This is a genomic window from Nodosilinea sp. LEGE 07088 (genome assembly GCF_015207395.1).
Lineage (GTDB): Bacteria > Cyanobacteriota > Cyanobacteriia > Phormidesmidales > Phormidesmidaceae > Nodosilinea.
On sequence record NZ_JADEWX010000175.1, the window covers coordinates 1 to 12,102 of the forward strand.

A 12,102-nucleotide genomic window follows, 5' to 3' on the forward strand; every position below is an offset into this window, starting at 1 on the left:
GACTCCCCCAGAATATCCTCGGGCCCCTGGCAGTCCGCCAAGAGATCATCCAGCATGTCATCGATGCGGTTTGGTTCTTTCTTCTTGCGTACCATGATGCGGTCTCCTGAGTTATTGGGATTCTAGATCGCTTACACAAAATTCTGATCAGTCTCTTAGGGCATTTCCGCTGAGACAGCTCTGGGCCGTCATTCCCGTGAGAATGGGAATCCATTCGAGAACCGCTATAGGCCAGTGGATTCTCGCGAGGTGAGAATGACAGCGCCGCCCCATCTGGCCTGAACTGACTTCCAACAGTCTGCGGGCAAGGGGCGGCAGACCTCAGGTTTTGTCTGACTTTTTCTTCCTGTCGGGGGCTAGGTTTTCTCGCCGCCACAACGGTGTCAATATCAGCACGCTGTACAGCAGCTCAAAGTCGATGAAGCGAACATGCCCTAGGCTAAACAGCCCGAGATCGTAGTGAACCGCAGGAAAGATGCGCAGCGGAGAACCGTAGTAGCGATCGCTCACGGGCCACAGCAGCTTCATCCCGGGCCCTACGGCAGCCTGGATAGCGCATGACCAAAGTCATGGGTGCGATCGTGACTTCTTGGCCAATGAACGGGCATCGCCGTTGGGTAGATTGGAATCGTTTCGGTTCACTGCTCAATGGGATATATGACAATGAAACGCTTCTTTCACCTCGGACTCCTTGGCCTCGCCGCTACCGCCACTGTCATGGCGGCTCCATTCGCCATCGCCTCTGCTAGTGCCCAGAGCTTTCCCATCCTTGAGGCTCTCGACCTGACCGACGAACAACAGGAACAGGTGCAGAACATTTTTCAGGATTTGCGCAGCGATTTAGATACCATCCTCACCGACGCACAACAATCGCAATTTCAGGAGGTTTACCGGGAATCACAAGATTTTCGAGCCGCAGCGACGGCCATCGATAACCTGACTGATGACCAAAAAGCTGAGATTCGGGCAGCCATGCAAGATTCTCGTGGGGAACTCAGCGGTGTGCTCACCGCAGCCCAGCAGGCGGAACTGCGATCGCTCATGCAAGAACGTCGTCAAAACCGCCGTTAGGTTTACTGCGGCTGAAGATTGGGTCTTCTCCACGGCTCAATCCTCGCTTTCTCATGGTGCTCGCTTTGCTGAAGACACCACGTTGCCATTCAATTACGCAGAAGTTCCATGCATGTGCCTCCTTCCCTAGACATGATTCAGGCCCAGAGAGCAGAATGCTTTTTGCAACTGCTGAACTGGCTATTCGATCGCCTCGATCGCGCCTGTTTGCAGCCTATCGTCGGGGTCGCGCCGCTCAGTTTGACCCCGATGTCTGGCAACCCGAGAATTTATGGGAGCGATCGCTAGCCGAGGTTCAAGGGATCTTTGGCCTCGAGGAAACTGAGCTATACGGTGCATAAATTAAACCACGTGAGCACCAAAAAACGTTGTCTAGGAAGCAGTTAGATCAATCCCTCGGCACAGATCCGCGATCGCAAGATAGTCTTGAGGGCTAAACCCAGACGGCATGGTAACCACAATGACAGAAACCTAAACAATTTCATCAGCAACCGTTACCAATCTAGCGAAGAGTTAGGTTGATTAGACAATGCGCTATGGGCGATCCATACAACCCTATTCTCCCACTGCCACAGCCCAGTCCTATGGGCTCCCTAACCTAAGGTGATATCTACCCTGGCTTCGTGTTGGCCGTGCCGCGCCAGCGGAGCATCGCCCCAATGATCAGTTCCCTCGGCCAAGGGCGGTTCAATCACGGTTTGCTCCCCTGCGGTGTCTAGGGCCTCGGGCGTTGAGGCGGTTTGCCATTGGGCCTCGCACCAGCTAACGGCCTCAGAGTAGTTTGACAAGACATTTTTGCCCGCCAGGGCCAGGGTCTGAGTTTTGTACAAGAGCCATTGATCGGGTTCAGTCAAGTGACAAAATACCAGAGTGCAGTTGTGCTTTTGGGCCAGTTTTGCCACCTTGCCCAGGCTCATGGCAGCTGAGGAGTCCATAGCTATGACCTGTCGGCAGTCGAGAATCAGATATTGCAGGGGGGGGTGGTCTGGATCGCGGTGCAGGATGCGATCGCACAATCCCTGACACAGCCCCTTGGCATTGCCAAAAAACAGAATACTCTGCAATCGCGCTGTGTCAATACGGCTGATGGCCCCGGCCCGGCCCGCTTCCTTCTCGGCTTCGCCATCGGCCTCGAGCGCTGGATTATCGGGGCTTTCCCCTGCATCCACAGCATCTAGACGGCCACACTGCATCAAAAACTGCGCCGTCGCCAGGGCAAACCCCAGCCCAATCCCTGAAATGAAGCCCGAGGTATTGATCACAACCAGGGTCGCCCAAATGATCGCATAGTCTACCCAGGGCAACCTGAACCAGGCCCCATAGAGCCACTGCCCCAGCAGATCGAGCCCCAAAAACAACAGCAAACTGCCCAAGATCGGCTTCGGGAAATAGCTCAGAAATGTCGGCCCCAGTACCAGCACCAGCAGGCAGGGCAGCGCTTTAAATACCCCGGCCAGGCGGTTCGCTGCCCCCAGGCGATGTACCAGCAGCGTGCTGGGCAGGGCCTGATTGCCGGCCATGGTGCTGCCCAAACCCGCCACCAGGTTGGCCAACCCGATCGCCTTTAGCTCTTGGTTTAAATCCAGGTCTTTTTCCACCGCCAGCTCGATGCTGCTGTTGGTTAGCACCAGCGACAGCAAACTGACAAACACCAGCAGCCCCAAAATCGGGCTCGCTTGAGCGATCGCCCCCCACTGCACCTGGGCCAAACTGCCCGTCGTCAGAGGATGCCACAGGCTGCCCTGGGGAAACGGCCCCAGCAGCCAGCCCTGCTCTCTGACCACCGCGATCGGCTGGTGGGAGCCCCAAACCGTGCCATAGAAAATCAGCGTCGCCAGGGCCAGCACCCCCGGCATCACCAGGTAGTGGTGCAGGCGTTTGGTGGCCCACAGCAGCACCGCCGCGATCGCTAACCCCGCCAGCCAGCGCGGGCATTGAGCCCCCTGGCAAAACCAGGCAATCTGGCCCAGAGTCAGGTCTTTGCCGGTCATCACCTTAAACGCTCCTCGCACCAGCAGCAGGCCCGTACCGGCCATAAAGCCCCCCACCACCGGGTAGGGCAAAAACTCCATGGCCCGGCCCCAGCGCAGTTGGCCGAGTACCCACAGCACCAGCCCGGTGAGCAGCGACCCCAGGGCGATCGCGGCTACCACCGTCAGAACGAGAGACTGGGCATCGGCTGCTGGCCCGAGTTGCTGGGCGATGCCTGCCGCCAACACCGTCAACACCACCGTCGGGGCCGCCAGGGGCGTGGCGATCATCCCTGGCAGAGTGCTGGTCAGGGCCACCACTACGCTGATCAGCGCCGAGCTGCACACCGCCATGCCCACCCCCACATTCAGCTGGCTGGCCAGTGAACCAGAGAAAATCAGCGCCGCGTAGGAAATCGCTCGAATCACGCCAATCATGCCGGTGATGCCCCCGGCGATCAGGCTGGGCACCAGCCGATCGGGGTGCAGCTCAGCCTCCAGGGCTTGATACGCTGGCGACTCCTTCAGGGAACCCGGTAGAAACTTGAGCATCATCGGCAGGGACTGGGGTAGGGCACATCTGGGGGGATCATGATCGGAATTTGGCGAAAAACAAAGGTGTATATAAGTCGTGGCTGGTACAGGAGAGATTACTGCATAATACGTAACTGCTCGCCCCGACGAATTAGGCTCTCGCAGAGAATTTCGACAATGTGTTTTTGCAGCGCCTGCACCAGATCAGGAGCCTCCTGCTGCATCCGGTTGAATGTCTCTCTGGAAAGCGAATAGACCCGGCTGGGGGTATCGGTGACCACCGAGCTGGAGAGGGGTGTTTTATCAAAAAAGCGCATTTCTCCCAGAATATGGCCCGCCGAGCAGGTTTGCAGTCGTTTGGTGCGGCCATCGTCTAGCTCCAGCAGCACGCTGACCTGGCCCGACTCGATAAAGTACAGCTCGGGGCGCTGCTCCCCGGGTTCAAAGATGGAGTAGCCCGCTGGGAGATCGTGGGGGGCTAGGTAGGGCATAAATTGCTGCGCCTGGTTGGCAGTCAAAAACGAGTGGGTGAGGTGGTTGACCAGAGCCGGAGCGCTGTCGTCAGGCTGGGTAAGCTGGCAGAGGATCTGCCCTAAAATCAGGCCTTCGCACCACTCTAAGCCCCGGTCTAGATCGGGAAACACCTGGCAGCGTTGACGGCCTAGATCCAGTCCCTGGCCTCGTTCTAAGGCTTCTGCAAACTCGGGCAAGAGGTTAGTGAGTACCAGAGTAAAGTCGTACTTGTTGGCCAGTTTAAGGATTTTGTTGAAGGTCAGCACCGCCGACGAATCGAGGCCGCTCACCTGGCGAAAGTCGATGACGACGTAGCGCAGGGGTTCGGTAGGGCGATCTGCGGCAGTGTTTTGGGGGGTCTGGGTGGGGGCTAGGGTGCGATCGCGCACTTTATTCAGCAGATAGTTGGCCGTGCCAAAGAATAAAAACCCCTGCAGCTCCAGGGCATAGATTTGGCTGCCTTTTTGGGCCAGCAGGGCTTCCTCAGCCGGGCTGCGCTCCACATTGCTGTGGCTGGTGGTGCCCGAAAACACCTGCTTGGCCACATCTACCTGGCTGTAGTTCACCATAAACAGCACCACGGTGATCACAAAGCCCACCGCGATGCCCTGCAAAAAACCCACCGCATCGATCAAAATCAGGGTGACCCACACCGTCAGGTAGTCGCCTAGGGGCAGCTTAAAGTAGGCCTGATACAGCCACTGCCACAGCAGCGACAGGCCCAGGTACAGCAGTAAACTGCCCAGCAGCGCCTTGGGCAGGTAGGACAAAAACGACGACCCCAGGGCCAGTACCGCCGCCGCCGGGAGGATCGCCATCAGCCCGGTAAGGCGATAGCTCGCCCCAATATCGTGGACTAACAGAGTACTGGGCAGCGCCTGGTTGCCCGCCATGCCGCCGCCCAGCCCCGAGGCCAGGTTGGCCCAGCCCACCGCCTTCATCTCTTGACTGAGGTTGAGGTCGCGCCCCACCACCAGTTCGATACTGCTGTTGCTGAGCAACAGCGAGAGCAAACTGACAAACATCACCGTCAGCAAGCTGCCCGTCTGGTGGGCAATGGCGACCCAGTGAATCTGGGGCAGCATGGCCGGGGTCAGGGGCTGCCACAGCTGCCGACTCTCGGGGAATGGCCCCAGCAGCCAACCCGCCGCCCTGGCCTGCTCTAGGGGAACATTGGCCAGGCTTAAAACCGCGAAAAAACTGGCCGCACAGACCAACAGCGTCAGCGGCATCACCCAAAACTGTTTCCACAGGCGGGTGGCCAGCAGCAGGGCGATCGCAAATCCCAGCCCCGGCAGCCAGCGGGCCAGCATCGTGGGCTGCCCGAGCTCGGGCAGGGTCGCCCAGGTCAGCGGAGTATCGGTGGAGACCTGAAAAAACCCCTTGGTCAACAGCCAGCCCGTCCCGGCCATGAAGCCGCCAATCACCGGGTAGGGCACAAACCGAATCCGTTCCCCCTGGCGCAGCAGCCCCAGGGCCAGCAGCAGAGCCCCGGTGAGCATGGCGCTGAGGGCGATCGCCACCATTACTGTCGAGAGCACGTCTGCCGGTGGGGCATCGGCGAGTTCGCTGGCGATCGCGGCGGCCATGATCGCCAGAATGGTGGTCGGGGCGGCTAAGGGGGTGGCAATAATGCCGGGCAGGGTGCTGGTCAGCGCCACCACCAGAATAGTAATGCCGGTGCTGACGACGGTCATGCCCAGTCCCGTAGGCAGATGCGTGGCCAGCGCCCCCGAAAAAATCAGGCTAGCGTAGGAAATCGCTCGAATTACCCCAATAATGCCGGTCACCAACCCCGCCGCCAGGCTCGACAGCAAAACCTGGGGCTGCAATCCTTCCTGCAATCGCTGCAGCACCAGCGTCGATGAAGAGCGGTTAAGGAAAGATTGCAGCATGGCGGGGGTAGGGGACGAGAGGCAGCATGCTGGTCGCCGCTGTCGAAAAAGGGCGAAAATTGAACCTACAGCCAGCAAGGCCTATCTATTCACTACCCCACAAGGTGATCGCAAGAATGTAACTATGCAAACACTTTGGGCTCAGGTGGCTAAACCTGCGATCGCCGCCAGTATGAGCCCAAGCAAGCCACTGCTGGTGGAGAACCCAAGAATTGATTGGGAATGCCGTCTATTCTAATTAGCGTCGGGCGGTGAAATGGGTATGCTGAATCATTCCACCCAAGCACCGCCATCCTAATAATCCATGGAGATAGGCACCCCGATGAGCTAGCACTTAAGGGACATTCTCCTCATTTCACTGCACCCTTGAAATTATCATGCCCTCCGACCTCCACGAAGTGCTGAATCGGCTGCTCGATCGCATGACCCCGGCCCTTACCGAAGACCTTGACCTAAAAATCAAAGCTTACGGCTCGACCACTCAAGAGCGAGAAGATCTGGAGAAAAGGGGAGCACTAGCGCCTTTCAATCTGGGCTTTTTGCTCTAGCAAGGCTTCGATCGCAGCCAGCAGCTCCGCCTGGCCCCAGTTTTGGTACAACGAGGCGGCGATCGCACAGCCCCCCGCCCCCACTCCCTCCTTCACAAACCCCTGCTCGTAGGCCCGCAGCGCCTCAAACCGCGAATTCCCAAAATTCAGCTGCGTGGCCATCAAACAGGCATCGGTCAGCTTCGCCAACCCCACCGTATCGCCGGTAGCATCCACCACCACCCAGCGAGTGGTGCCAACCACCACGTTGTCAGGGTTCCAGGGGTAGTTTTCGGCCTGGGCGATCGCCCTCATCAGCGCATAGACCGCCAGCATTTGCGTGCCCCCCGCCAGCAGCACAGGCCGGGTGCGGCTCGCCGCCAGAGCCAGCCCGGCTACCACCGGCTGCATCGGGTCGCCCACCGCCGCCACCACCGCCAGAGGGTGTGGCCTCGCCGGTAATCCAGCGAGAGATAAGCCTTGGGCGACTAAGTTCTGTTTTTGATTGTGGTTACAGGTGGGATGGCTACTGTTCACTCGTTCCGCCGCATCGACCCCCAGCCCGGTCAAAAGTCCTAAAGCTGTCGTGGTGCCCCCCACTACGCACTCCGCCAGCAGCAGGTAGTCGCTTTCAGCTCCCAGCAATTTTCCCTGGGCTAACCCCTGCCGCCAGAGGTGATGCACCACCTCTAGCGATAAAGCTGCCCCAGTGCTCAGGCACTGGGCGGGCTTTCCCTCCAGGTCGATATGGAGAACGGGGGGTGGTAGCGGTAGCCCAGCATTGAGCACCACCAGGGGAATGCCCTGGGCAGCGATCACGGCTTTAGCAATCAACGCTGGCGAAGCCCCAGCCTGGAGCGGCGGCAGGGGATACTTGGGCCTTGGGGTCAGACCGTTGACCATGAACTCAGCATCGGCCAGGGCAGTGAAGGCGCGATCGCCCGGCGTCGCCCCCGCCGCCGAAATCCCCGGCACTAACCCCGTCTCTGTAAACCCCAGGGTCAGCACCAGCCTTGGCCGCAGCCCCCGCACTCGCTGCAACCATGCGTCTCCTCGCTGTGGCCAGGTATAAACCTCAATGAGCGGATTGCCTATCCCCATCCATCCACCCGTCCCTAGTCCTTCAGCAAATCCTGCACCCATCCTGGCGGTGCGGGCATGGTGGCTCCCAGACGTCCCAGCAGCAGCCAGGCTGCCAGGTGCACCGTAAACAGATACACCACATTGCTGGCCAGCACCGACACCAGGGCTAAAAGCTGCACCGCCTCTAAATTGGCCTGGCCCAGCACCCCCACATCCAACAGGCCTAGGCCCACCAGACGCTCTAACCCCCAGTTCAGCATCTGGGTAACCTGACTGGTCAAATAGACCCACAGATCTTCTCCCACCAGCAGCGACGACAGCCACAGCCGAAAGAAAAACCCGGCCGTACCCAGCAGCGAGCCCACGGCGATCGACACGTACCAGTTGGCTCGACGTGCCCAAAAGAAGCCCAGTTGCACTCCCAGCAGCGCGTAGGGAATGAGAAACAGCAGACTGCGCGGTGGCCCCATCAGCACCGATAGCAGCAACCCCGACACCAGAGCCGACATCCAGGCGGCCCTGGGCCCCCATCTCAAGTAGACCAGAGCCGTGGGCAACGGAAACAGCAGCCGCAAGATTGGCCCCGGCGGGAAGTAGGTATTTACCAGCCAGATTAAGGCGGCGGTGCTGGCCAAGAAGGCTGTTTCCACCATCGCTAGCGGCCCTGACTTGAGGCGATGAGACCAATCTGGTGCGTTGGTCTCAGCCTCGGGAGAACGGTAATCGAGGTAGGTCTCTAGCTCATCAAAATCGCTCGCGGTAGACTCAACCGGGGGCACAAATTTGGCCCCAGGAGCCGGGTCAGAAGGTTGACTCATGAATGACTAAACCAGCAGACGTTCTAGGGCATTGATATCGGGAATACTCATCAAGTCTTTTTCCCGCACAATCAGCCCTTTTCTCTCTAGCTTACTCAGTACCCGAGTTACCGTCTCCCGGGCTAGACCACTGAGGCTGCTCAATTCTCGGTGGGGCAGGTTTGGAATTTCGACACCACTGGCACTGGGCTGACCCTGGCCATCGGCCAAAAAGAGAATAATATCGGCTACCCGTGAGGTACTGTCAGACTCCCGCAGCCGCAACCGTCGGTTGACTTGCCGCAGCCGCCGGGCCATCAGCTGGGACAGGCGAATCCCCGCCAGCGGTTCAGAGTTGAGCAACTTGACAAAGTCGTTGGCGGGCATACTGCCAATGACCGTAGGGACTAGAGTGATGACGTCGGTGGAGCGAGGCACCTCCTCCAGAGGAGCCATTTCGCCAAACAGCTCGCCTTTACCCAAAATGTTTAGCGTGACCTCTTTCCCGTCGAGATTATAGGTGCGAATCTTAACCCAGCCATCCAGGATGAAATAGACCGAAGAGCCCCAGTCGTTTTCGAGCAAAATTACCTGATTGGCAGGATGACGACGCGACACCATCTGGCCGGTGGCATTGGCTACAGCCTCTTCTGGCAGGTCTTGGAATAGTAGGGCCGAGCGAATCAGCTTCAGATCAGCGTCAGCATCCCGAGGGTTGTAGCGAGCATCCATTAATCACTCCAATTATTAATTTTTTTGTTTAAGTTAGCGATATTAAAATAGCCCCAGTCCATCCTATCCCAGGGCAAAGGTAGAATGCGGTACCACCAATCTATAAGTGTTCAAGGTTTTAGCACTATACCACCCTCTCAAGTTCACCCCAGACGCGATCGCACCTCCGGTGATCCCAACAGCCCATAGGAGGGGTAGGCTGAAACCTCTAGGAGGCCCATTTCATGCTTAACCGTGATGATTTTTAAACCGGCCTGACATACACTTTGGCAATCGCAGGGGAAAGGTAAACAAAGGGGTAGCCGTGCAGCAGGATGAACTGGAAGCTCTGGTAGCTGAGATTGACTCAATCTTAGGGGAAGCCTCACCACGGCTGCCCTGGGTGATGTCGAATGACGCTAATCAGCGCCAGCTATTAGCTCGGGCTCGAGCTTGCTTGGCAGAGGTTCAGGGTGCCACCTATAACCAATCGTCTGCGCCTAGCGGATTGCCCGACGATCCCACGGCCACGGCCTCAAGCCAGGTGCTCAGAGCGCTGCTGCAAGAAATGCAGTACCTGCGCAGTCAGACAATGCAAATTCTCGATCCGCTGCGCAATGAGGTCGCCACCCTGAGACAGCAGCGAGAACTCCTGCTGCAGGAGGTGCAGCAGCTTCAGCAGCAGCGTAGACAGCTTGACCAGGGCGCTACCCTGCATCAACTACCCCCCAGTTGGGAGGCAGCTCTACAGCAGATGGCTCAACAGATTGAGGGCAATCTCAGCGCCCAGGTCAGCCAGTCGGTGCAGCGCCTCGAATCAGCTACCGCTAACGCCTATGGCCTGCTCCAGGGGACTGCAGATACAACTGCAGCCGAGCCGCCCGGCCTGACCCCGACCCAGCGGCTCGAATTCCTTAAACAGCTTCAGTCCCAAGCCGACCAGGTCATGCTGGGGCTCGATCAGTCGCTGCGATCGGTGTTTGATGGTCTGCAACAGAGCATTTACAGCTACCAAAATTCTCTTAACCAAGGGCTCAATCAGATGCACACCCTGGGGCAACAGGGCGAGCTCATGTTTAGTGCTCTGGTCAATCACCTGGGACAACAGATCAACCAAGAAACTCTGGCTTACCTAGAGTCAAGCGAGCGACGAGGGCTGCCACAGCCCCGTTCAGATCGCTCTAGCCTAGAAGCCAGCACCGAGCAAAGCCTGACAGCAGATGAAGCGAGCGGGCTGGGTTCAGACTTGGCGACTGACCTTGCCTTAGAAGCCCTCGATCTCGGCATCGACTTAGACGATGACGACATTACCCTGATCCAGATTGAAGACGAAATCATTGACCTCCAGCTCAATGACCTCTCCGATGACGAGCTTAATGCTGCCGAAATCGCCGCCGCCGCTCGGCTAGATTTACAGCTACTCAATAGCTTAGACGCTGCCGACCCCGACCCCTCACCCGCAGTGTCGCTGCCTGAGACCACCGGGATGAATCTCAACACCGAGGCCACGGCCGCAGTCGATCAAGGCTCGGCCCTAGACGATCTCTATCAAAGTTTGTTTGGCTATAGCGGTCTTCTGGCTACCCCCGGTGCAGAGGCTGCCGCCGTAGACGCTGCCGACGATTCGGTAGACTCTTTTTTGGCAGCTGATATCGAACCGCCCACCATCGCCACATCTGCCCTAGATGAGCCCGCTGTACCAGCGCCACCGGCCACCAGCCCTATGCCTGAAGATCTCGCCCTGCTGACCCAGCAGACCCCTGATCCGCCTACGACCGAGTCTAGCCCTGCCGCTGACGATGACCTGGATGGATTATTTGGAGCTGGGATGACGGCTCAGCTGGATGATGCTACTCATGAAGCCGATATTCCCACCACCATCGAGTCGTTTGACGATCTGTTACCTCCCGAGGCCGGCGCAATGGGTGATTTAGCCACCGCTACGGGTGATGCCAACGATATGTTTGGCGAGTTTATGGCGGCCTCTCCCGACGAAGATCTGTTGGCCCAAGATCCTTTGCCTCCTGCCAGTACCTACGATCTCGCGGCTGATGACACTATGGTCAACCAGCTACAGCAAGACTTGAATAATCTGGAAACTGAGACCGCAGAGACTGGACTGCCCTTGACCGCAGCCGAAATCGGCCTGTTCTCCTCTTCACAGTCCGGTCGGGCCAACACACCTACCCCCGATACGAGTCGTTCAGCAGAGCCCCAGGGGGCATCGTTTCCTGCCTCTGCGGATCTATCTGACCTTAATTTAGACCTTAGTTTATTTGAGTCACTATCCTCCCCGCCAAGCCCACCGGATTCAACGGCAGAAGAGGCGTCCGATTGGGATGGGTTGGGCGACTCCGTTCAACCTGTAGCAGATGAAGACCTATCTGCCTTAGATCTATTGGGTAGCAACGACCCGCCCGACTCTACGGCTGAAGCAACCGCCCTTGACCTATTTGGCGAGCCGTCGATACCTGCCGCAGACCCAAGCCCCGATCTGTCTACCCTTGACCTCTTTGACAGTCGAGCCTCGATCGCAGATAGCACCGGTACTGTCGCACCCTCTTCGCTTAGTCTGGAGGGGGGCGATGAACCGCTATTTCAGCCAGCATCTACTACCGCTGAGCCTGCCAACCTGGATCTAAACCTGGATCTAAACCTGGATCTATTCGATGAATTAGAGCCTGCCGACCCCCAGGCTAGCGTCGATCTATTTGATATTGACGAATCGGATGAATCCTTTCCAGATGCCTTGAGCTCGGCCTCCTTGGAGATGGATCGCTTTGGTGACGACGATACGTCTGCCTCGGCGGCGGCGGGGGTAGACCTCTTGGGTGACGACGCTGCTGACGCAGACATACCGTCAGCAGCCGATCTTGGCCAGGCCAATTTTTTAGAAGATGCAGCCCCGGGTGCGATCGCAGACACCACCGATCTATTCGCAGCCATTGACCCACCCCCGACCCCATCCCCATCAACCCCATCCCTCATACACATCTCCCCG

10 protein-coding genes are annotated in these 12,102 nt (G+C 58.2%); 4 read left to right on the plus strand and 6 right to left on the minus strand.

All coding sequences use genetic code 11. The features are described 5' to 3' along the window. Positions 1–321: 321 nt before the first annotated feature. Positions 322–528, minus strand: coding sequence for a hypothetical protein (locus IQ254_RS25565; RefSeq protein WP_193968979.1), 207 nt, complete (start codon positions 526–528; stop codon positions 322–324). Positions 529–663: 135 nt separating this feature from the next. Here IQ254_RS25565 and IQ254_RS25570 point away from each other — a divergent pair, with 135 nt between their 5' ends. Together IQ254_RS25570 and IQ254_RS25575 are read left to right on the plus strand one after the other, a co-directional pair. Then, positions 664–1,071: a Spy/CpxP family protein refolding chaperone gene (locus tag IQ254_RS25570; protein ID WP_193968980.1), complete on the plus strand. Its 408-nt coding sequence runs from the start codon at positions 664–666 to the stop codon at positions 1,069–1,071. Positions 1,072–1,226: 155 nt separating this feature from the next. After that, positions 1,227–1,412 (plus strand): hypothetical protein, encoded by a 186-nt coding sequence (locus IQ254_RS25575; protein WP_193968981.1) that lies wholly within the window; start codon positions 1,227–1,229, stop codon positions 1,410–1,412. Between the two features lie 252 nt (positions 1,413–1,664). Here IQ254_RS25575 and IQ254_RS25580 read toward each other — a convergent pair whose 3' ends face one another. Continuing rightward, complete coding sequence (locus IQ254_RS25580) at positions 1,665–3,596, minus strand: SulP family inorganic anion transporter (protein ID WP_193968982.1); 1,932 nt, start codon at positions 3,594–3,596, stop codon at positions 1,665–1,667. Positions 3,597–3,691: 95 nt separating this feature from the next. After that, positions 3,692–5,983 carry a SulP family inorganic anion transporter gene (locus IQ254_RS25585; protein ID WP_193968983.1) on the minus strand — a complete coding sequence of 764 codons (2,292 nt, stop codon included), beginning with the start codon at positions 5,981–5,983 and terminating at the stop codon, positions 3,692–3,694. Between the two features lie 377 nt (positions 5,984–6,360). Here IQ254_RS25585 and IQ254_RS25590 point away from each other — a divergent pair, with 377 nt between their 5' ends. Beyond that, positions 6,361–6,531: a hypothetical protein gene (locus IQ254_RS25590; RefSeq protein ID WP_193968984.1), complete on the plus strand. Its 171-nt coding sequence runs from the start codon at positions 6,361–6,363 to the stop codon at positions 6,529–6,531. Here IQ254_RS25590 and cobT read toward each other — a convergent pair. The 3 genes from cobT to IQ254_RS25605 are packed head-to-tail and all read right to left on the minus strand — an operon-like array spanning position 6,499 to position 9,122. Next, the gene (cobT, locus tag IQ254_RS25595; protein WP_228041090.1) at positions 6,499–7,653 is read right to left on the minus strand and encodes a nicotinate mononucleotide-dependent phosphoribosyltransferase CobT; all 1,155 of its coding nucleotides are present in this window, start codon (positions 7,651–7,653) and stop codon (positions 6,499–6,501) included. The genes IQ254_RS25590 and cobT overlap by 33 nt on opposite strands. Next, positions 7,626–8,411, minus strand: a complete 786-nt coding sequence (locus tag IQ254_RS25600) for a DUF2232 domain-containing protein (RefSeq protein ID WP_193968985.1) — start codon at positions 8,409–8,411, stop codon at positions 7,626–7,628. The genes cobT and IQ254_RS25600 overlap by 28 nt, the downstream gene beginning before the upstream one ends. Positions 8,412–8,417: 6 nt before the next feature. Further along, complete coding sequence (locus IQ254_RS25605; protein WP_193968986.1) at positions 8,418–9,122, minus strand: Crp/Fnr family transcriptional regulator; 705 nt, start codon at positions 9,120–9,122, stop codon at positions 8,418–8,420. Positions 9,123–9,426: 304 nt separating this feature from the next. Between IQ254_RS25605 and IQ254_RS25610 the strand changes: the two genes are divergently transcribed. Continuing rightward, positions 9,427–12,102, plus strand: a 2,676-nt coding sequence (locus tag IQ254_RS25610) for a hypothetical protein (RefSeq protein WP_193968987.1), incomplete at its 3' end; no start/stop codon positions are given.